Here is a 20714-nt window from a genome sequence, read left to right as displayed (position 1 = left end):
GGCGTTCAGTAAACTGGCCGAAAGCCGCATGGCTGGCAGACCAGCGCGGATGAGCTTGGATCGCTCCGGCCCGCCTGAATTAGGCTTGAAACGGAAGGGGTTAGCTCGCCATGGTCGAATGCGCGGCCTTTGTGACGACGCGCGCGGACAGCGTGACGAGGCCCATCAGCGCAGCCAGCAGCCAGAATGCCAGGGGCAATCCCCCAAGACGCGCGACGAAGCCGACGCCGGCCGGGCCGACCAGGATCCCGGCATAGCCGGCGGTCGTGATCGCCGCGACCGCAAGCCCCGTCGGCATCACCGTCTGCCGTGCCGCACGCCGGAACAGCACCGGCACGAGGTTGGACGCGCCGAGCCCGATCAGCAGGAATCCGGCGATGGCGACCGCCGCAACGGACGCCGTGAGCAGGACCACAAAACCGCCGATCGGCGATCAGGCTGCCCCACAGCAACGTCGCGCGGTCCCCGATGCGCGCGACGACGGCATCGCCGCCGAGCCGCCCGATCGTCATCGCGATCGAGAACACGATATAGCCCAATCCGCCCTGTGCCTCGGAGACGAGGCCAGCGCCAATCACGAGCAGCGCGCCCCAATCGAGCATGGCGCCCTCGACCAGGAAGGTGATGGCGCCGAGCAGCGCCAGCAACAGCACCGATCCGTGCGGCAGCACGAACAGCGGGCCCTCCTGCACCTGTGCCGAATGCAGCAGGCGCGGCCAGGTCACGACCATCGCGATCAGCATCAGGACGGAACAGATCAGCGTGCCGGCGAGCGTGCCGAATTGCAGCGAGAGCAGCGCCGTCATCAGCGCCGATCCGGCGAAGCCCCCGATGCTGAACAGCGCGTGAAAGCCGGACATCAGCGGGCGCCCCGCGGCGCGCTCCACCTCCACGGCGTGGATGTTCATGGCGACGTCGATCGAGCCGAGCGCGGCGCCAAAGGCGAACAGTGCCAGCGCCAGCGTCGCGGGCGCGCTTGCGACCGCGAGCAGGGGCAGCACCAGCGCCAGACCGAAGCCGCCGGCAACGATGATCGGCCTGCTGCCGTAGCGGGCGCTCAGGATTCCGGTCAGCAGCATCGCGACGACCGAGCCGATGCCGAGGCTGAGCAGCAGCAGCCCGAGCACGCCGTCATCGACGCCGAGCCGCGTCTTCGCGAACGGCACCAGCGGCGCCCAGCACGAGATGCCGAAGCCGGCGACGAGAAAGGCGAGCCGGGTCGCAAGGCGGGTCGCCGGCCGGTCGGCAGAAGACATGGGAACTCCGGGGAGAAGCTGGGCAGGACGATCGACAAGCCCGAGGAATGCCGCGCGTTTATGACGAAGGCGCGCTCGAATTGTCGCGCCCGACGCCCGAGAGCTGCAAGCGGACGCGCAGGCCCTTGGGCGCGTTGTCGAGCAGCTGCAGCGTTCCGCCATGCGCGGTCACGATCGCCTGTGCGATCGACAGGCCGAGGCCAAATCCAGCCGTCTCGTCCATGGTGCGGGCGTCCTCACCGCGCACGAAGGGCTCCAGCATCGCCGCCTTCCTTTCGTCGGGGATGCCCGGTCCGTTGTCGGACACCTCGATGACGAGCTGATCCCCCGACGCCAACAGCGTGACCTCGACTTCGGTTCCGAAGCGCGATGCGTTCTGCACGAGGTTGGTGACCGCGCGGATGATCTCGTCCGGTCGCAGGACGAAGGCGGCCCTGTCCGGGCCGGAATAGCTCACGCCGTAGCCGCAATCGGAAAACTGCTCGCTGACCATCTGAAGCAGCGCGGCGACGTCGACCAGCGTCGGCTTGACCGGGCTCTCACTGCGCAACAGGGAGAGCACCGATTCCAGCATCGACTGCATCTGGTCGAGGTCGCGCACGGTCTGGGTCCGCTGCGCCGGATCCTCGATATATTCCGAGCGCAGCCGCAGCCGCGTGATCGGCGTGCGCAGGTCGTGGCTGATGGCGGCGAGCATCCGCGTCCGGTCGTTCATCAGCGCGCTGATGCGTTCGTGCATGCGGTTCAGCGCTCGCGCTGCGGACTTGATTTCTTCCGGCCCGTTCTCGGGCAGCGGCGGCGAGGTCCGGTTCAGGCTGAAATTCTCCGCCGCGCGCGCAAACGCCGACAGCGGCGAGGACAGCGCGCGGCCGGCCCAGACGCCGAGCAGCGTGATGCTCGCCACCAGGAACAGCAGCGTCGAGGTCCACAGGCCGCTGACGAAGGCCGGCATCCTCGGCGATCCGATCGTGGCTTCGAGCACGTCGTCGCTCGCAAGATAGAACCAGACCCGGTCCTCTTGCGCGCCGGAGCCGGCAATGAACTCGGCCCGGCCGCCGAGTGCGGAGGGGACGGGGAGCGGCGTTCGCGCCGGCAGGGGCGCAACGGATGTCGAGACGCTATCGCGCAATTGCAGCTTGAGCGCGGGAAAGGTCCGGCTGATGCTGTCGAGGACGAGCGCGCGCTCGGCCCTGGGCGTATTGCTGATGATCCGCGCGATCAACTCGAATTGCTCGACCGGGGTGTCGGTCAGCAGCTTCGGCCGGTTGAGCAGGAAATATCCGGCGATCAGCACATGGATCAGGACCAGCGACACCAGCACCAGCGCCGCGATCTGGCCGCTGATCCGCCTGAAGCTGAACAGCCCGAGGACGTCGGCGGCGCGGCTCATGCTTCCTCCACCACCGGCGTGAAGACGTAACCGCCGGTGCGGACGGTCTTGATCACGGAGGTCTCTTCGGTGCGGTCGAGCTTGCGGCGCAAGCGGCTGACCAGCACGTCGATGCTGCGGCCGAAGCTGCCGCCGGGACGGCCGCGCGTCATGCTCAGGAGATTGTCGCGGGTGAGGATGCGGCCGGCGCGTTCGCAGAAGGCCTGCAGCAGATCGAACTCGGCGCTGGTCAGCGGCACCTGCGCGCCCTCGGGGTCGCGCAATTCCCGCAAGCGAAGATCGATGGTCCAGCCGTGGAACTTGAGGCGCGCTGCCGCGGAGCTGGTCGCACGCCCGCTCGATTGCCGGCGCAGCACGGCGTTGATTCTGGCAACGAGCTCGCGCGGATTGAACGGCTTTGGCAGATAGTCGTCGGCCCCCATCTCGAGGCCGAGGATACGGTCGAGGTCCTCGCCTTTTGCGGTGAGGATGATGATCGGCGTCATGGATTCCATGCGCACGCGGCGGCACAGGCTGAGCCCGTCCTCCCCCGGCAGCATCAGGTCGAGCACGATCAGGTCGACCTTGTTCTGCCCCAGATACCGGTCCATCTCCTTGCCGTTCGTGACCGCGCCGACCGCGAACGAATGCTCGCCCAGGTAACGCGAGATGAGGTCGCGGGTCTGCTGGTCGTCTTCGACGATCAGGATGTTTTGCGTGCCATTGGTCATGACGGGTACCGCATCGGGGATGCCGATCGTTGGCCGATTGGCGGACGATTGTCGCGTCCGAAGAACTACGGTCATGGTGCAATCCTAGAATCAGTCACGGCTCAAAGCCACCACGGGGTCGAGGAACGCGGCGCGGCGGGCGGGGAAGAAGCCGAAGGCGACCCCGATCCCGGTCGAGGTCAGGAATGCCGCGCCGATCGATGACATGGAATAGGTGACCTGAAATCCCGGCATCGCGATGTTGATCGCCGTGCCGAGCAGGATCGCGATCAGGATACCGGCAATGCCGCCGATGGACGAGATCAGCGTCGCCTCCACCAGGAACTGCTGCAGGATATCGCTGCGCCGCGCACCCACCGCCATGCGCACGCCGATCTCGCTGATCCGCTCCGACACCGAGACCAGCATGATGTTCATCACGCCGATGCCGCCGACGACCAGCGAGATCACCGCGATCGCGGCCACGAGGAAGGCCAGCGTCTGCGTCGTGCTGGTGATGGTGCGGCGGATGTCGTCGGTGTTGAGGATGACGAAATCCCTGGTGTTGTGCCGCTGCGTCAGCAGCGTGGTCACAGCATCCTGCGCCAGATTGGTCGAGACCTCGTCGCTGATCCGCAGCAGGATGCTGCGCAGGGCGCGATCGCCGGTGAATTGCGCCTGCACGGTGGTGTAGGGCAGGTACACCGACAGGTTCTGGTTCGAGCCGAACCCGCCCTGCTGCTGGGCGATGACGCCGACGATGCGGCACGGCACCTTGCCGAGCCAGATCACGCGGCCGATCCCCGAGGTCTGGTCGTCGGCGAAGAAGGTCTTGCGGGTGTTGTCGTCGATGACGACCTGCCGCTCGATGTTGCGCACCGCATCGGCGTCGAACAGGCGTCCCTTCGCGAGCTTGGCGCCCTTGACCTGGAAATAGCTTTCGCCGACGCCGTTCACCAGCACGTTGGATTCGTTGCCGCGATAACGCACCGTCGTGCTGGTCGAGACCGTCGGCGTGACCCCCGCAATGAAGTCCTGCCGGTCGAGCGCGCGGGCATCGCCCAGCACCAGCGTCTTGATCTTGCCGGCGCGGGCATCGCCGAAGTCCTTGCCCGGAAACACCTCGATCGTGTTGGTGCCGAGGCTCGATATGTCCGACAGCACCTTGCGCTGCGAGGCGTTGCCGAGCGCGACCACCGACGACACCGCCGCGATGCCGATGATGATGCCGAGCATGGTCAGGAAGGCGCGCAGCCGGTGCGCGGCCATCGCCACCAGCGCCATCCGGGAGGCCTCGCGGAGGCGGTGCAACCCGCCGGTCCAGCCGATGCGGCCGGCCGAAGATGACCGCGGCGCTGCGACAGCCGTATCCGACGCATCCGCGGCCTGCGTGCGGCGGTCGTCGACGATCCGGCCGTCCCGCAATTCGATGACGCGCTCGGCCCGGCCCGCGACATCGGCATCGTGGGTGACGATGATGATCGTTCGCCCCTCGCGATGCAATTCCTTCAGGATCTTGAGCACTTCCTCGCCGCTGCGCCGGTCGAGCGCGCCGGTCGGCTCGTCCGCCAGGATGACTTCCGCGCCGTTGATCAGGGCGCGCGCGATCGAAACGCGCTGCTGCTGGCCGCCGGAAAGCTGGTTCGGGCGATGGCCGCCCCTCGTGCCGACGCCCAGCCGCTCCAGCAGCCCATTCGCGCGTGCACGTCTTTCGCGCGCCTTCACGCCGGCATAGACGGCGGGGATCTCGACATTCGCGGCGGCGGAGAGATCGCCGAGCAGGTGGTAGCGCTGGAAGATGTAGCCGAAATGCTCGCGCCGCAGCGCCGCCAGTGCGTCAGCATCCAGCTCCGCCACGTTCTTGCCGGCCACGCGATAAGCGCCCGATGTCGGGCGATCGAGGCAGCCGAGGATGTTGAGCAGTGTCGATTTTCCCGATCCCGACTGGCCGATGATCGCGACCATCTCGCCGGGCTGGATGCTCAGCGAGAGATCGTCGAGCGCCACCACGACGCTCTCCCCGGCCACGAACTCGCGGCGGATGTTCTGGAGATCGATGATCGGACCGGTCATGTCACGGACCTCCCCCGCCGGGTGGGCCGCTGGGCATGCCGCGCGATGCGGTCTGCTCGTTGGCTTCGCCGGTGACCACGCGTTCGCCCTCGTCGAGGCCGGACTTGATCTCCACCGTGGTTCGGTCGTTGAGGCCGGTCTTGACCTCGCGCTCGCGGACGTCGCCGGATGCTGCGAGCGTCCGCACCATGCTGCGGCCGTCGGATTTCCGCATCACCGCGAGCGCGGGGATGACCTTCACACGCTTGGCCTCGCCGGTGATGATGTGCACCTCGGCGGTCATGTAGGTCCGCAGCGCGAGGTCCTTGTTCGGAACCTTGAAGACGCCGATGTAGTAGATGGCGGTGCTGGTGGAGCTCGACGAGCTCGAGCTCGATGTCGAACTGGTGGTGGTCGAGGAGAAGCTGGCATCGCTCTTGATCGATTCGGGCGCGGGCTCGATCTGATCCAGCCGGGCTTCGTAACGATGGTCCTGGTCGCCGAGGATGGTGAAATAGAGCTGTTGCCCCGGCTTGACCTTGACGATGTCGGCCTCGGAGATCTCGGCCCGCACCGTCATGGTGTCGAGCTGGCCGAGCACGACGATGGTCGGCGCGGACTGCACTGCGTTGACCGTCTGCCCCTCCTGCACGACGGTCGCCAGCACCGTGCCGTCGATCGGCGCGGTGATGCGGGTGTAGTCGAGGTTCACGCGCGCCGTCTCGACGCTGGCTTCGGCACCCGTGATCAGCGCCTCCAGCGCCGCGATCTGGGCGCGGGTCTGCCGGACGGTCGAATCCGCGCTGTCGAAATCGCTGCGCGAGGTCGCGCGCTGCGCCAGCGTCGCCTGCTGGCGCGCGAGGTTGGCTTCGGCCAGAACGAGCGCGGCCTCCTTCTCGACCTTCTGCGCCCGGTAGTTCTTCAGCGAGGCCTCGGAGTTGCGCAGATCGTTCTGCTTGGTGACGGGGTCGATCTGGGCGATGACGTCGCCGGCCTTGATGCTGTCGCCGACGCGGACGTTGAGCGCGGTGATCCGGCCCGACACCTGGGCGCCGACGGCGGTCAGCCGGGCCGGCTTGAGCGTGCCGCTCGCGAGCACCTCTTCGCGCAGGTCGCTCACGACGACCGGCGCGGTGATGTAGGATTGCGCCTTGCTCGACGTGCCGGTTAAACGCGTGGCCGCCACGACGCCGGTTGCGATGACGGCAAGCAGGGCGGCGGCGATCTTCAGTCGCTGGGCGGTGATGATGTCGGTCACTTCACCGTCTCCCGGAAATGGGGTCCTGTGTTGCTGTCCACGATGACAGGCGTCGATGTGTCGACCGGGTCGGACCAGCCGCCGCCAAGCGCCTTGGCGAGAGAAATGTAGTCCTTCGCCGCCGACACCTTGCTCTGGATCAGCGAATCCTCGGCTGAATACAGCGAGCGTTCGGCGTCCAGCACGTCGATGAAGCTGGCGCTGCCGGTCTCGAACAGCGATCGCGAAAGCCTTGCGGCCTCGCGGTAGTTCTTCGCCGCTTCGGTCAGCTTGGCCGCGCGGATGTGTTCCTGCGACAGCGAGACCAGCGCGTTCTCGACGTCCTCGAACGCTGTGAGCAGGGTGGAGTGGAACGTCGCAAACGCCTGGTCGCGTTGTGCCTCCGAGATCCTCACCGTGGCCAGCCGCTTGCCGGCGTCGAACACCGGTACCGTGACCGAAGGCCCGACCGACCAGCTCACGCTGGAATATTTGGCGAGGTCGCCGGCGCGCAGTGCCGATGTGCCGACCGAGCCGGTCAGCGATATCGCGGGATAGCGGTCGGCTTCGGCCGCGCCGATCTTGGCGGTGGCCTGCGCCAGCTTGCGCTCGGCACCGGCAACGTCCGGACGGCTCATGAGCAGATCGGCCGGCAGTCCCGTGGGCAGCGGCATGCGCGGGGCCGGCACCGGAGCGCGACGCGCCATCAGCGCGGCGACACCGTCGGGCGGTCGTCCGAGCAGGATACCGAGCCGGTGGATGTCGGCGGCAAGTGCTGCCCGATAGGTCGGGACGTTCGCTTCGGTGCTCGCGGCTTGCGCGGTCGCCTTGGCGAGATCGACGGCATTGCCGCTGCCGGCCTCGTATTTGCTGCGCGTGAGCTTTTCGGTGTCGCGCTGCGAGACCGCGGTGCGCTGCGCCAGCGCGATCCTTGCCTGGTAGCCGCGCGCCTCGACGTAATAGGCGGCGACGTCGCCGATCAGCGTGACGAGGCTGTCGCGCAGATCCTGCTCGGCGGATTGCTCTCCACGCACCGCCGCCTCGATGCTGCGCGCCGTGCCGCCGAACAGGTCGAGCTCCCAGCTCGAATCGAAGCTTGCCTGGTGCAGCGTGTAGGGCGCGGTGTCGGCGACCGCCGAGGCGGAGCCCGCGCTGGTCTTGTTGTCGGTGACCGAGGCCGAGCCGCTGACCGACGGAAACAGGCCGGCGCCGGTCTGCTGCACCGTCGCGCGCGCCTCGCGCACGACCGCCTTGGCCTTGGCGACGCTGGGGTTGGCCTCGACGGCCTGCTCGATCAGGCGGCCGAGCAGGGGATCGCGCAGGCGCAGCCACCAGCGATCCAGCGTGCCGGTCTGCCGGCGCGACGCCGTTTGGGCGCTCCAGTGCGCGGGCATGTCGAGCTGTGGCGGTCCGCTATAGTCCGGGCCGACGGCGCAGCCGGCCAATGTCACGCCCAGCGCCAGCGCGATGCAGGCGGATCCGGCGCGCGAAAGGGCGCGCAGCAGGGGCGGCGTCGGGTGATGGTTCTCCTCTGCGGTTGGCGTGGGAACGGCAGCGAACAAGGGTAACGGCATCAAATCGGCTGAGATCCATGGGCCTTGCCGGGCACGGGCGATGCCCGCGACGCCCGGAAGGGTTGGTTCGAACAGGCCCCACTAGCCGCCCGATCGTGGCCTTTCGGCAGCCTGAATGTTGCTGAATGTAAACAGATGTTGCGCGGCATCTCGGCGTCCCGTCGCGCAGCACGTCGGACCCTGTTTCGCCGCCGCGTCAAGCCCCGCGCGTCAAAATATTCCACTTTACCGAAATTCGGTTTTGTCGTATCAGTTGCCCATCCCGGCTCACCAGGAGGGGCGATCGTGTGGTCGTCATGTTCGCGAGCCGGGCTTGCGGTGGACGCGGCAGCGTCGGCGCGAGATGGGACGGGCAGGGCGGGTAGTCCCTGTGAGCCCGACACCCGCGCGCGGACGAGCGGCGCTGTTGAGTTCGTCTCGCCATGTTCTTCCGGCAACGTCGACAAGGCCGGGAGATAACATGGTGACCAGCGAACGCGCGTACGGCAAAACCGTGTGGTCCTGGCCGTCGTTGCTACGGTCAAGCCGGATCGAAGATGTGCGCGAGCCCAACCGGGCAGACGGCATCATCCAATTCGAACGGCGAGGGAGGCCAGAGGGAAAGTTCGGCTCCCGGGAGATCACGGCATAAGCCGTCCGACCATCGCGCAGGGAAGGCCGCGTGATCGGCCACACCTGTATGCTGCTGTGCGGTTCTTCTGCGTGTGCCTATTGCGCAGCAGACCGCGGGTGCTGGTTGAGCACCCGGCCTTCCCTGCGCCCTCTAGGATTTGGAGGGTGGAGATTCAGCAAAGCTCGGGCGAATGAAGCCGCGAGAATGCGAAGCCGTGTCTGGCCCATCCTGCGAGCAGACGTCGGAGAATTCCGCTGCCGCCTCATCCTGCGTCCGGGGACGCACGAGCATCCGATCACCAAGCGATTGGAATTCTCTGTGCAAATCCGCCGAGGTCCGAATCCGGGCTCAGCGGCTGGCGATCGAGCGGCCGGTTGTTGTTGCTTCGCGCGAAGGAGGTGCCTGGCGGCGTGGCATAGTCGGTGAACTTGCGCTCGCCGGGCAGCACTTCGGTCCCGCCGTCCAGCCACGAGCGCGTGCTCACATAGATGCGCGTGCGGGGACCGGACTGGTAGGACTGGTTGGGGCCGCGCGGACCATATTCGTAGACGGCGTTGGACGTCGCCCGTTGCCGATCGCGCTTGCCGGTGGTTGCGGCTTGCGCGGAGAAGGTCGAGGCGAGGAGGGCGACCAGTACGGTCGTGGTCGCGACACGCGCATTCATCGGCAAATACCCCATGCGAATTCCTGATGCGGTCGCCTCTCGCACCGGCTTAAGAGGCTGTAAAGAATTCAGGCGTTGCGCGATGTTGCTGTGCGCTCGCGCGGCCGAACTGCGCGCCAGGGGCCGGGGCGCCGGCCATGCGCGCCGGAAGGCACGCGCGGTCGTCATGGCGATCGCGCCCACGCGGCGGATCCGCCAATCAAATTCAACGACCGGAAACAGTCCAGCAATCTCAAAGCCACATCACGGCCACAGCCGTCCCGTTTCAGAGCAGGAGGTGCTCTTGAGGTGTGGAATGTCGGTGTTGCGGGCCTTGCTGATCGCGGTGGCGATGGGTGTTTTATCGGTTGCGGGTTCAATTTCGGTTGTGCTGCTGCCGCAGCCGGCGGCGGCGCAGGGCGTCGAGACGATCGTGGTTGAAGGTAACCGCCGCGTCGAGGCCGAAACGGTCCGCTCCTACTTCCGGCCCTCGGCCGGCGGCCGCCTCGATCAACCCGCCATCGATGACGGGCTCAAGGCGCTGATCGGGACGGGCCTGTTCCAGGACGTGAGGATCGATCGGACCGGCGGCCGCATCGTGGTGTCGGTCGTCGAGAACGCCGTGATCGGCCGCGTCGCCTTCGAGGGCAACAAGAAGATCAAGGACGAGCAACTCTCGGCGGAAATCCAGTCCAAGCCGCGCGGGACGTTTTCGCGCGCGCTGGTGCAGTCCGACACGCTGCGCATCGCCGAAATCTACCGGCGCTCGGGCCGCTACGACGTCCGCGTCACCCCTGAGATCATCGAGCAGCCGAACAACCGTGTCGATCTCGTCTTCACGGTGGAAGAGGGCGCCAAGACCGGTGTCAAGTCGATCGAGTTCGTCGGCAACAGCGCGTTCTCGTCCTATCGCCTCAGGGATGTCATCAAGACCCGCGAATCGAACCTGCTGAGCTTCCTCACCAGCGGTGACATCTACGATTCCGACCGCGTCGAAGCCGACCGCGACCTGATCCGCCGCTTCTACCTCAAGAACGGCTTTGCCGACGTCCAGGTGGTCGCCGCGCTCACCGAATACGATCCGGAGAAGAAGGGCTTCAACGTCACCTTCAAGATCGAGGAGGGCGCCCAATATCGCATCGGCTCCGTCGAGTTCCGCTCCAGCATTGCCAATTTCGACACGGCTACGCTCCGCGGCTATTCGCGGGTCAGTGCCGGCTCACTCTACAACGTCGAACAGGTCGAGAAGTCGACCGAGGAGATGCAGATCGAGGCCTCGCGCCGCGGCTATGCCTTTGCCGTGGTCCGTCCCGGCGGCGACCGCAATTTCGAGGCACACACCGTCTCCATCGTGTTCAACGTCGACGAAGGCCCGCGCACCTATATCGAGCGCATCACCCTGCGCGGCAACACCCGCACGCGCGACTACGTGATCCGCCGCGAATTCGACCTTTCGGAAGGAGATGCCTACAACCGCGCGCTGGTCGACCGCGCCGAGCGCCGGCTGAAGAACCTCGATTACTTCAAGAGCGTCAAGATTGTCACCGAGCCAGGTTCCTCCAGCGACCGCGTCATCCTGGTCGTCGAGATGGAGGAGAAATCGACCGGCGACTTCTCGATCTCGGGCGGCTACTCCACCAGCGACGGGGCGCTCGCCGAAGTCTCCGTCTCCGAGCGCAATTTGCTCGGCAAGGGACTCTACGCCAAGGCCTCCGTCAGCTATGGCCAATATTCGCGCGGCATATCGCTGTCCTTCGTCGAGCCCTATCTGCTCGACTATCGGATGGCGCTCGGCTTCGACACCTATTGGAAGCAGCAGAAGTCGAATAGCTATACGAGTTACGGGGTGACGACCCTCGGCTTCTCTCCCCGCATCGGCCTTGCGTTGCGCGAAGACCTCTCGCTCCAGCTGCGCTATTCGCTCTATCAGCAGAGCATCACGCTCGCCAGCGCCTACAACAACTGCAACAACAACGCCTCCAACACCTCGCTGGCCTTCAATCCGACTCCGGCCTACATCCAGAACGTCCTGGGCGGCGTGGACCCGACCAATTCGACGAGCTCGGGCGTTTATGGCTACGGCTGCTACGGCGACGGCGAGTCGAGCCTGCCGGTCCGGAAGGAGCTGGCGAACGGCGCGACCTGGACCTCGGCGCTCGGTTACACGCTGAATTACAACACGCTCGACAACACCAAGAATCCGACGGATGGCTTGCTGGTCGACTTCCGGCAGGATTTCGCCGGAGTCGGCGGCGATGTCACTTATCTGAAGACCGCGCTGGACACCAAATACTACACGCCGCTCGTCTCCGAGATCGTCAGCGTGATCCATCTCCAGGGCGGCCTGCTCAGCAAGCTCGGAAACCAGGATCTGCGCATGCTGGACCACTTCCAGATGGGGCCGAACCTGGTGCGCGGCTTCGCCTCGAACGGCATCGGTCCGCGCGACATCACCTACTACAACTACGGCTCCAACGGCGATGCGCTCGGCGGCACGAAATATTGGGGCGCGTCCGCGGAGCTGCAGATGCCGTTCTGGTTCCTGCCCAAGGAGGTCGGCCTGAAAGGCGCGGTCTATGCCGATGCCGGCTCGCTCTGGGGCTATCAGGGGCCCACCTCGTGGTCGGCCACGGGCGAGGTCAATACCAAGGCGTGTCCGACCTGTGGATTGCAATATGACGACGGCAACACGGTGCGATCGTCGGTCGGTGTCGGTCTGATCTGGGCCTCCCCGTTCGGACCGCTGCGCTTCGACTATGCCGTGCCGATCACCAAGGGCAAGTACGACGTCGTCCAGGAGTTCAGGTTCGGTGGCGGAACATCGTTCTAGCGGATTGCGGTACGACGACAGGTCGCGCCGCATTGTCGTGCGTTTGTGAAAACGCGTGATGGATGCCGAAAACCAATGCGTCGTGAGATCCTGTTGAAGTTGCTGTGAAATCGTCCCGCTGCGCGGGACGCGAGCATCGCGGCGATCGTGCTCGCAACGTGTGCCGCGTGGACAGTCATTTGCGGATGCCGGATAATACCGCTCCACAAATCGCAGGACGCTGTGGCCTGCACGTGAACTTCCACAGAAGGACTCATTGAATGGCACAGGCAGGCGCCTACGGATCGAAGCTCGGGCAATTCCTGCACCTGAAGGAGGCGCCGCCTGCCCTGGTCACGCGCTCGCTGCGCAGCGCCGAGCTCGCGGTCACCGAAACGCGGAACGATCATCCGGTGCGGGGTCTGTCGGGATCGCTCACCGCGGAAGACGCCTTCCTCGTCAGCCTGAAGCTGCAGGATTACCCGGATTGCGAGCTGTGGGAGCGCGGCAACTGCATCATGAGGTCGGACATCCGCGCCGGCACGACCTATCTCTACGACCTCACGCGCGATCCGCGCTATGTGATCGACAAGCCGTTCCATTCGCTGTTTTTCTACATTCCGCGTTCGGCGCTCGACAGCATCGCCGAAGAGAGCAAAGTGCCGCGGGTCGACGAGCTCGACTGCCAGGCCGGCGTCGGGCATGATGATGGAATCATTCGCCACATCGGTGCGTCGCTGCAGGAAGGCCTGCGCAGGCCGGACGAGGCCAACCAGCTCTTCATCGACCACATGATGCTCGGGTTGACCGCTCACGTCGCCCAGGCCTATGGCGGGCTTCAGCGCACGTCCGCGCTCGCGCGCGGCGGTCTCGCACCGTGGCAGGCGAAGCGCGCCTGCGAGCGGCTCGAGTCGGATCTTGGCGGCAGGCTGTCGTTGCAGAAGGTCGCGGCCGAGCTCGATCTCTCGGTCAGCCATTTCTCGCGCGCGTTTCGAATCTCCGTCGGCCTGCCGCCGCACCAATGGCTGCTGCATCAGCGCGTGAAGGCCGCCAAGCAATTGATGACCGTCCGCGACCTGCCGCTGTCGGAGATCGCGATCTCGGCCGGGTTCGCCAACCAGAGTCACTTCACGCGGGTGTTTTCGTCGATCGCCGGCGTCAGCCCGGCCCTCTGGCGCCGCGAGGCGCTCGGTGCTCCGAGCGGCGAAACGTGAATTCGGGGGGCTTCCGTCCTCAGCGACGCTTGGCGAGCGAGATGGCGTAGGCCGCGCCCCGCGCCGCGAAGATCTCGTCCGGTGGGTGGCCGATGCCGTCGGCGAGATTGGCCGGATTGAAGATGGAGGCGTCGCAGGCCGGGCCCGGTTCGAATCCCGTGATGACGATCGTCCCCAGCCGCACCTCGTCGCGGCTATCCTCATCCGGCCAGCGCATGGTCACATCCATGACGGGATCGCCGGGGCGGTCGAGCAGGGCCATCACGTTGAAGCGGACATGGCCCGCTGCGATGCGTGTGCCCAGTTCGGCATGCAGGAAGTCGGCCGGCTTCGCCCTCGCTTCGTCGTCGCTCAGCGTGATCTCGCCGCCGGTCGGGACGATTTTGAACTTGATGAAGCGCGTCTCGCCTTGCGCGTTCGTTGCCGGGAAGGCATGCACGCCCCAATAGGTCGTGCCGGCAAAGCTTCCGGGCAGCCGGCGTGCGGCGACGTAACTCGCCTGATTGAGCGTCTCGGGGTTGGCCGCCGAGAAGGCCTTGACCTTCGCCATGTCAGGCTTGCCGTCCGGCCCCGGGATGCGGGCCTCGAGGAAAGCCTGCATCTGGTCCAGCGTTCGCGCAAAATGCACGGGCGCGCTCTCCACGAGAATGTCGGAGCGGTGATCGTCGTCGCCGAGCTTGAAGCTGAAACCGCGCAGCACCAGATTGTTGGTGTCGGCGACCGCAGGATTGCCGCCGCCCACCGAGAAGCGCGCCAGAACGCGCGATGGTTTCGTAAAACTCTGCGATCGCGTGACTTCCCCGGCCCGGTCCGACGGGGTGTAGGTGCCGCGAACGCACGAGCCCTTGGCGAAGCTCGCGCGGACCTTTGACGGATTGCCGGCGACGGCCTTCAGGGCGTCAACGATCGAGGCGGGCGTTGCGGCACCGTTCGGGCTCTTGGACATGGCGGACCTTCTCGCACGTGCGGGCCATGTTCTAGGCAAGAGGCCCGACCGGCGTCTTTCCCAAAGCGGTCGGGTTTTGCCCGATCCTGCTCAAGATACGTGCCTCGCGCTGGCCACGGGGCCGATGCTCGCAATCGCCCCACCAATCAGGGAAGGTTGTGTCTCCGCCAGCGGTATCGAGCTGCCCGCGCCACGCTGGAACAGCGGGCATCCGTCCACCGCGCGAACCCGAAGCATCGCGGCCTGCAGCAGGCGCACCGCGGCAATCGCGGTCGAGCCGGTCGAGACATGGCTGGCATCAGCCGCCGAGAATCCGCCGGCAGGCATCGACGAACACCTCTGCGCCGGTGACGATATCGGCGTCCGCGGTGTTTTCGGTCCAGTGATGGCTGATGCCGCCGATCGACGGCACGAACAGCATGCCGGCCGGCATGACGGTCGCGAGCATCTGCGCATCGTGGCCGGCGCCGCTGGGCATGCGGATGGAGCGTCCGCCGGCCAGAGCCTTGCTCGCGGCGTCGATCGCATCCTGAATACCCGGGTTCATCATGGCGGGCGCACCGGTGCGGATCTTGTCGACCCTGACCGAGCAGGGTCCCCTCGCACTGACCTCGGCCGCCATGGCTCGCAACAGCTCCTCCAGCCGCGCGATCACGGCCGGATTGTCGTCGCGGATCTGGAACAGCATCTCGGCGCCGCCGGGGATGATGCTCGGCGCGCCCGGATCGAGCGTGATGCGGCCGGTGGTCCAGACCGTGCGGGGACCGCACGCGGCCGGAAAACGTTCATCGATCGCAACGCAGAATTTGGCCAGTGTCAGTCCGGCATCCTTGCGCACCGCCATGCGCGTGGTGCCGGCATGATTTTGTTCGCCGGTGAAATTGATGCGGTACTGCCAGATGCCGACGATGGAGGTGACGACGCCGATCGCGAGCTTGCCGCTCTCGAGCGTGTCGCCCTGCTCGATATGCGCCTCGAGGTATCCGACGTGGCGGCCCGGCTCGACGCCGATGCGCGGGCGGCCGGCGAGCCCCATATCGGCGAGCGCGTCGCGCATGGTGCGGCCGCTGGTGCGGTCGCGCGCGGCGTCGATCTCGGCCTCGGTCACCTGTCCGACATAGGAGCGCGAGCCGAGGAAGCTGCCGAAATGACCTTCCTCATCGCACCATGCGGCGACTTCGACCGCACCGTTGAGCGAGGGATCGGCGTTGAGCACGCGGGCCGCTTCGAGTGCATAGACCACGCCGAGCGGACCATCGAGCCAGCCGGCATAGTTCTGGCTTTCCAGATGCGATCCGGCCAGGAGCTTCGGTCCAGCCTTCGTGCTGGTGCCGAACACGTTGCCGATGCCGTCGATCGCCGCAGTGAGGCCGGCGTCGGGCAGCTTCCGCACCAGCCAGTCCAGCGACAGCCTGTGCGGCTCGGAGAAGGTCGGCTTGTGCACGCCGGTCTTGTAGGCGCCGATGGCGCGAAGCGCGTTGAGGTCGGCGAGAACGCGCTGTCCGTCGGCGCGCGGCTTGGTGTCAGGCATGTTCGGCGACCTTCAGTGCCTCGGTGCGGATTTCCTCGACCAGCCGCTCCTTGAGCTGGACGAATTCCGGCGTGGTCTTGATTTTGTAGGAGCGCGGATGCGGCAGGTCCACGACGATCTCGGCCTTGATCCGGCCGGGGCGCGCGCTCATGACGATGACGCGGCTGCCGAGGAAGATGGCTTCCTCGATGTCGTGGGTGACGAACAAAACGGTCTTCTGGTCGCGCTCCCAGATGCTGAGCAGCATCTCCTGCATCAGCGCGCGGGTCTGGTTGTCGAGCGCGCCGAACGGCTCGTCGAGCAGCAGGATCTTTGGGTCGTTGGCGAGTGCGCGGGCAATCGCCGTGCGCTGCTGCATGCCGCCGGAGAGCTGCTTCGGCCAGTGGTTCTCGAAGCCGGTGAGCCCAACCTGGCGGATGAGGGCGTCGGCGACTTTGTGGCGCTCCACCTCGGACACGCCACGCTCACGCAGACCGAACGCGATATTCTCGCGCACGGTGAGCCAGGGGAACAGAGTGTAGGACTGGAACACCATGCCGCGCTCGGCACCGGGGCCGGTGACCTCGCGCCCGTCGAGCGTGACGCGGCCGCTGGTCGGACGGTCGAGCCCGGCGACGATGCGCAGCAGTGTGGACTTGCCGCAGCCGGAGGGGCCGAGGATGGTGACGAAGTCGTTGTTGCCGATGACGAGGTCGGTCGGCTCCAGCGCCCTGGTCGGCGCGTTGCCGTGGCGTGCGGGGAAGGTGCGCGAGACCTGCTCGACCTTGAGGATCGTCATGCGAGCCTCCACGGAAACAGCCAGGCGTTGAACGCCTTGAACAGGAAGTCCGAGAGCAGGCCGATCAGCCCGATCACGATGATGCCGAAGATGATCTGTCCGGTGTTGAGCAGCGCCTGGCTGTCGGTGATCATGTGACCGATGCCGGAGGAGGAGCCGATCAGCTCGGCGACGATGACGTAGGTCCAGGCCCAGCCCAGCACCAGCCGCAGGATTTCGGCGATCTCGGGCGCGGAGGAGGGCAGCAGAACGCGGCGGATGATGCCGCGGTCGCCCGCCCCGAGCGTATAGGCGGCCTCGACCAGATCGCGCCGCGTGGCGCCGACGGTCACGGCGACCATCAGGATGACCTGGAAGACAGAGCCGATGAAGATGACGAGTAGCTTCTGCAACTCCCCGATGCCGGCCCAGAGGATCAGGAGCGGAATGAAGGCGGAGGCGGGCAGATAGCGCGCGAAGGAGACGAACGGTTCGAGGAACGCTTCGACCGGCTTGTAGGCCCCCATCAGCACGCCGAGCGGCACCGCGATGACCGCGGCGAGCGCGAAGCCGCCGACGACGCGCCAGATCGTCATCCCGATGTCGAAGACAAAACCCTGCTTGGCCAGGAGGTCATAGCCTTCCTGCACCATCGTCAGCGGGTTGGCGAGAAAGGTCTTCGACACATAGCCGCCAAACGTCGCCCACGACCAGAGGGCGACGAACACCACGAAGAACGCAAGGCCATAGGCCACGCGCTGCTTCGATGTAACGGGATCAAGGGGACGCATCGGCAAGTATCCGGGCGGTGAACAGACGTACCGGCCCCGCCGCGAGGCGGAGCCGGCAGCTCCTGAAGTGACTTACTTGATGAAGCTCGCGTCGAAGAGGTCCTCGACCTTCGGCGCGGCCTTGATGATGCCGATCTCGAGCAGGAGGTCGGCGGCTTCCTTGTTGAAGGTCAGGAAGTCGCCGGCAAAGAACTTCTGATTGGCGGCCTTGTCCTGCCAGCGCAGATATTTCGCCGAGTTGCCGAACTGCTCGCCGGTCTGCTTCACGTCGGCGCCCATGATCTCGTAGGCCTTGGCCTGATCCTTGGCGATCATGTCGAGCGCCTCGAAATAGCTGTCGGCGAGCGCCTTGGCGGCCTTGGGATTCTCGGTCAGGAATTTCGGCGTGCAGCCGAATGTGTCCATGACCATCGGATAGTCCAGCGTGGTCGCGATGATCTTGCCCTTGTCGGGCGCGGCACGCACGGTCGAGAGGTACGGCTCATAGGTCATCGCGGCGTCGTTCTGGCCGGAGACGAAGGCCTGCGCAGCGGCGGCCGGCTCGAGGTTGACGACGGTGACGTCCTTCACGGTGAGGCCGTTCTTCTTGAGCATCCAGGCCAGCGCGAAATAAGGCGAGGTGCCGGGCGCGGAGGCGGCGACGGTCTTGCCTTTGAGGTCCTTGATCGCGGCGACGTCGTTGCGCACGGCCATGCCGTCGGCGCCAAAGCTCTTGTCGAGCTGGAAGATCTGCTTGGTCGCAACGCCGTTGGCGTTCCAGGAGATCCAGGTCTCGACCGTGGTCGCCGCGCACTGGATGTCGCCGGAGGCGACGGCGAGATGCCGGTCCTTCTGCGGGATTTTCTTGATGGTGACGTCGAGCCCGTTCTTCTTGAAGATGCCGGCTTCCTTCGCCAGCGTCAGCGGCGCGAAGCCGGTCCATCCGGAGATGCCGACGCCGACCTTGACGTCGTCGGCGAGCACGGGGGTGGCGGCCGAAAGGGCAATGATTGTCGCAAATACTGTCGAACTACGCATGATTGTCGTCCTCTGCCGATCGATGGATTGACGTCCTGTTGATCTCTTCATGTCGGTCCATATGGACCGTTGCCCGAAGCTTTGCACGATTTGTGCCGACATATCCTCTCAGCCTCCCTTGAATCGCGCGACAAGGCGGTGAGAGTCACCGGGATAGAGCAGGCGCACGGCGGTGATGGTGCGGGCGCTGCGCCAGGTGTAGCGGTCGATCACGAGACAGGGGGCGCCGACGGAGATCGCGAGCGCGTCCGCCATGCGATCGTCCGCGACGATGGCGCTGATCGTGTGCTCGGCCTCGGTCCATGGAACGTGGTGAAGCAGCCAGGAGCCGGGCGGCTCGCGCGAGAAATCCGCGGTCGCGGCGTCAGGCACGGACGACAGATCGATCAGCCTGTCCTCGACGGCGAACGGCACGTTGTCGGCGCTGTGGCGGCAGGTGATGGCGACCACCTTGCCGGCTTTCTTGACGCCGAGACGGTCGCGGTCGGCGGTGGTCGCACTGCGCAGCTTGCGGCCGATCAGCTCATAGCCGTAAGCGCGGCCGAGCGCCGTGATCTCCGCGCGGATGTCGGCGATCTTGAGCACCGCCGATTGATGTTGCGGGCGCCGCACGAAGGAGCCGGCGCGGCGCCGCCGCTCGATCAGGTCAGCCTGGGCGAGCTCCGACAGCGCCTTGTTCACCGTCATGCGCGAGCAGCCGTAGCGCGCGACCAGCTCGTGCTCGAAGGGGATGCGATGGCCGGGCGGCCACTCGCCGGTCAGGATGCGCTTCTCGATGTCGGCGCGGATCCGCTTGTAGAGCGTCGGCTGATCGCCCGTGTCAGTCGCAAGGCTCATGCAATGAGCCTCCGTACCGCCGCGTTGAAACGTTCGCGCGCCGCCTGGCGCAGCCTGTGCTGTCCGCCTTCGACGACCTTGTCGCCACCGGCCCAGACGCAATCGATCGCGACGCCGCCTGCCGCGAAGATCCAGCCGTCGATGAGCGCGTCGTGCGCCCGTCCCGCCAGCGATGGATGCGTGGCGTCGAGCGTGACGATATCGGCGCGCGCGCCGGGGACGAGGCCGACCGGCGTCTGCGCCAGGGCCTGTGCCCCGCCTGCAAGCGCGTGATCGAACAGCGTACGGCCGGTTGATCGGCCTGCACCATGCGAGAGCACGTTGCGCTGGCGATGCTTGAGGCGCTGACCGTATTCGAGTTGCCGCAGCTCGTCGGCAACGCCGACCAGCACGTTGGAATCGGTGCCGATGCCGAAGGTGCCGCCGGCGGCGAGGAATTCACGTGCGGGGAAGATGCCGTCGCCAAGGCTCGCTTCGGTGATGGGGCAGAGACCCGCCACCGCACCGGTGTTCGCGAACCCCGCAACTTCCTCATCCGTCATGTGCGTCGCGTGAATGAGGCACCAGCGCCGGTCGACCGGCGCGTGCTCCAGCAGCCATTGCACCGGACGCCGGCCCGACCAGGCCAGGCAATCCTCGACTTCCCGGGTCTGCTCGGCGGCATGGATGTGCACCGGCCCGCCCTCGGCCAACGGAATGATTGCTGCGAGCTCGTCCGGCGTCACCGCACGCAAGCTGTGCGGCGCGATGCCGATATTGGCGCCGGGTAATTTGCCGATCGCCTTGCGCGATGCCGTCATCAGCGCGGCGAATTGATCGATCGAGCAGATGAAGCGGCGCTGGCCGTCGTGCGGCGCCGCGCCGCCGAACGAGCCATGCGCATAGAAAGTCGGCAGCAGCGTGAGCGCAATGCCGGAGGCCTCGGCCGCCTGCGCGATCCGCGCGGCCATCTCCGCGGGATCGGAGTAGGACGAGCCGTCGCGGTCATGATGCAGATAGTGGAATTCGCCGACGCGGGTAAAACCCTGCTCCAGCATCTCGACGTAAAGCAGCGTCGCGACGGACGCGACGTCGTCCGGGGTCATCGCGAGCGCGAAGCGATACATCGTCTCGCGCCAGGTCCAGAAGGTGTCGGTGCTGTCGCCGCGCTGCTCGGCAAGTCCTGCCATGCCGCGCTGGAAGGCGTGGCTATGCAGGCTCGAAAGTCCCGGAAGCGCGATGGCGTGGCGCTCGTCGCCAGCAGCGGGGGGCACGTCCGCTGTCACCGCCGCGATCGCGCCGGCGGTGATCACCACCTGCACGTCATTGGCCCAGCCCGAAGGCAGGAGCGCGGAGGCGAAATGCAGTCGGGACATGAT

Annotated in this window: 15 protein-coding genes and 1 pseudogene; 2 read left to right on the top strand and 14 right to left on the bottom strand. The window is 66.3% G+C overall.

The window, feature by feature from the left end:
• Positions 1-100: 100 nt before the first annotated feature.
• The 7 genes and pseudogenes from CO669_RS18210 to CO669_RS18175 form a co-directional block, all read right to left on the bottom strand.
• Positions 101-1256, bottom strand: a pseudogene (locus CO669_RS18210) (MFS transporter).
• Between the two features lie 58 nt (positions 1257-1314).
• Positions 1315-2646, bottom strand: coding sequence for an ATP-binding protein (locus CO669_RS18205; protein ID WP_097661264.1), 1332 nt, complete (start codon positions 2644-2646; stop codon positions 1315-1317).
• The gene (locus CO669_RS18200) at positions 2643-3356 is read right to left on the bottom strand and encodes a response regulator (RefSeq protein WP_143278692.1); all 714 of its coding nucleotides are present in this window, start codon (positions 3354-3356) and stop codon (positions 2643-2645) included. The genes CO669_RS18205 and CO669_RS18200 overlap by 4 nt, the downstream gene beginning before the upstream one ends.
• Before the next feature lie 90 nt (positions 3357-3446).
• The gene (locus CO669_RS18195; RefSeq protein ID WP_097661261.1) at positions 3447-5408 is read right to left on the bottom strand and encodes a MacB family efflux pump subunit; all 1962 of its coding nucleotides are present in this window, start codon (positions 5406-5408) and stop codon (positions 3447-3449) included.
• A 1-nt stretch (position 5409) separates the two neighbouring features.
• Positions 5410-6645, bottom strand: a complete 1236-nt coding sequence (locus CO669_RS18190; RefSeq protein WP_097661260.1) for an efflux RND transporter periplasmic adaptor subunit — start codon at positions 6643-6645, stop codon at positions 5410-5412.
• Positions 6642-8198, bottom strand: a complete 1557-nt coding sequence (locus CO669_RS18185; RefSeq protein ID WP_502694491.1) for an efflux transporter outer membrane subunit — start codon at positions 8196-8198, stop codon at positions 6642-6644. The genes CO669_RS18190 and CO669_RS18185 overlap by 4 nt, the downstream gene beginning before the upstream one ends.
• Positions 8199-9106: 908 nt before the next feature.
• Entirely contained in the window at positions 9107-9490 is a 384-nt protein-coding gene (locus CO669_RS18175; protein WP_097661258.1) for a hypothetical protein, read from the bottom strand.
• 280 nt (positions 9491-9770) lie between these two features.
• Here CO669_RS18175 and bamA point away from each other — a divergent pair, with 280 nt between their 5' ends.
• Both bamA and CO669_RS18165 read left to right on the top strand, forming a co-directional pair.
• Positions 9771-12284, top strand: a complete 2514-nt coding sequence (gene bamA, locus CO669_RS18170; protein WP_097661256.1) for an outer membrane protein assembly factor BamA — start codon at positions 9771-9773, stop codon at positions 12282-12284.
• Positions 12285-12544: 260 nt separating this feature from the next.
• Positions 12545-13477: a helix-turn-helix domain-containing protein gene (locus CO669_RS18165; RefSeq protein WP_097661254.1), complete on the top strand. Its 933-nt coding sequence runs from the start codon at positions 12545-12547 to the stop codon at positions 13475-13477.
• A 19-nt stretch (positions 13478-13496) separates the two neighbouring features.
• Here CO669_RS18165 and CO669_RS18160 read toward each other — a convergent pair whose 3' ends face one another.
• The 7 genes from CO669_RS18160 to CO669_RS18125 all read right to left on the bottom strand — a co-directional run bounded on the left by CO669_RS18160 (position 13497) and on the right by CO669_RS18125 (position 20711).
• Complete coding sequence (locus tag CO669_RS18160; protein WP_097661251.1) at positions 13497-14423, bottom strand: catalase family peroxidase; 927 nt, start codon at positions 14421-14423, stop codon at positions 13497-13499.
• 298 nt (positions 14424-14721) lie between these two features.
• Entirely contained in the window at positions 14722-15954 is a 1233-nt protein-coding gene (locus CO669_RS18150; RefSeq protein WP_097661249.1) for a Zn-dependent hydrolase, read from the bottom strand.
• The gene (locus CO669_RS18145; protein ID WP_198964087.1) at positions 15947-16732 is read right to left on the bottom strand and encodes an ABC transporter ATP-binding protein; all 786 of its coding nucleotides are present in this window, start codon (positions 16730-16732) and stop codon (positions 15947-15949) included. Before CO669_RS18145 ends, CO669_RS18150 begins: the two co-directional genes overlap by 8 nt.
• Positions 16729-17502, bottom strand: coding sequence for an ABC transporter permease (locus CO669_RS18140; protein WP_097661245.1), 774 nt, complete (start codon positions 17500-17502; stop codon positions 16729-16731). The genes CO669_RS18145 and CO669_RS18140 overlap by 4 nt, the downstream gene beginning before the upstream one ends.
• Before the next feature lie 72 nt (positions 17503-17574).
• Entirely contained in the window at positions 17575-18519 is a 945-nt protein-coding gene (locus CO669_RS18135; RefSeq protein WP_097661244.1) for an ABC transporter substrate-binding protein, read from the bottom strand.
• A gap of 108 nt (positions 18520-18627) precedes the next feature.
• The gene (gene hutC, locus CO669_RS18130; RefSeq protein WP_097661243.1) at positions 18628-19356 is read right to left on the bottom strand and encodes a histidine utilization transcriptional repressor HutC; all 729 of its coding nucleotides are present in this window, start codon (positions 19354-19356) and stop codon (positions 18628-18630) included.
• Complete coding sequence (locus tag CO669_RS18125; protein WP_097661242.1) at positions 19353-20711, bottom strand: formimidoylglutamate deiminase; 1359 nt, start codon at positions 20709-20711, stop codon at positions 19353-19355. Before CO669_RS18125 ends, hutC begins: the two co-directional genes overlap by 4 nt.
• Between the last annotated feature and the right edge of the window lie 3 nt (positions 20712-20714).

It is taken from the genome of Bradyrhizobium sp. Y36, assembly GCF_002531575.1.
Taxonomy (GTDB): domain Bacteria; phylum Pseudomonadota; class Alphaproteobacteria; order Rhizobiales; family Xanthobacteraceae; genus Bradyrhizobium.
The sequence above is the reverse complement of the archived record's forward strand: the minus strand, read 5'-3'. Positions and strand labels throughout refer to the sequence as shown.

What these genes read in the sequence shown, in the direction of transcription:
- CO669_RS18205 (WP_097661264.1), bottom strand. Translation starts at nt 2,646, where the DNA reads ATGAGCCGCGCCGCCGACGTCCTCGGGCTGTTCAGCTTCAGGCGGATC.
- CO669_RS18200 (WP_143278692.1), bottom strand. Translation starts at nt 3,356, where the DNA reads ATGACCAATGGCACGCAAAACATCCTGATCGTCGAAGACGACCAGCAG.
- CO669_RS18195 (WP_097661261.1), bottom strand. Translation starts at nt 5,408, where the DNA reads ATGACCGGTCCGATCATCGATCTCCAGAACATCCGCCGCGAGTTCGTG.
- CO669_RS18185 (WP_502694491.1), bottom strand. Translation starts at nt 8,198, where the DNA reads ATGCCGTTACCCTTGTTCGCTGCCGTTCCCACGCCAACCGCAGAGGAG.
- CO669_RS18175 (WP_097661258.1), bottom strand. Translation starts at nt 9,490, where the DNA reads ATGGGGTATTTGCCGATGAATGCGCGTGTCGCGACCACGACCGTACTG.
- bamA (WP_097661256.1), top strand. Translation starts at nt 9,771, where the DNA reads ATGTCGGTGTTGCGGGCCTTGCTGATCGCGGTGGCGATGGGTGTTTTA.
- CO669_RS18165 (WP_097661254.1), top strand. Translation starts at nt 12,545, where the DNA reads ATGGCACAGGCAGGCGCCTACGGATCGAAGCTCGGGCAATTCCTGCAC.
- CO669_RS18160 (WP_097661251.1), bottom strand. Translation starts at nt 14,423, where the DNA reads ATGTCCAAGAGCCCGAACGGTGCCGCAACGCCCGCCTCGATCGTTGAC.
- CO669_RS18150 (WP_097661249.1), bottom strand. Translation starts at nt 15,954, where the DNA reads ATGCCTGACACCAAGCCGCGCGCCGACGGACAGCGCGTTCTCGCCGAC.
- CO669_RS18145 (WP_198964087.1), bottom strand. Translation starts at nt 16,732, where the DNA reads ATGACGATCCTCAAGGTCGAGCAGGTCTCGCGCACCTTCCCCGCACGC.
- CO669_RS18140 (WP_097661245.1), bottom strand. Translation starts at nt 17,502, where the DNA reads ATGCGTCCCCTTGATCCCGTTACATCGAAGCAGCGCGTGGCCTATGGC.
- CO669_RS18135 (WP_097661244.1), bottom strand. Translation starts at nt 18,519, where the DNA reads ATGCGTAGTTCGACAGTATTTGCGACAATCATTGCCCTTTCGGCCGCC.
- hutC (WP_097661243.1), bottom strand. Translation starts at nt 19,356, where the DNA reads ATGAGCCTTGCGACTGACACGGGCGATCAGCCGACGCTCTACAAGCGG.
- CO669_RS18125 (WP_097661242.1), bottom strand. Translation starts at nt 20,711, where the DNA reads ATGTCCCGACTGCATTTCGCCTCCGCGCTCCTGCCTTCGGGCTGGGCC.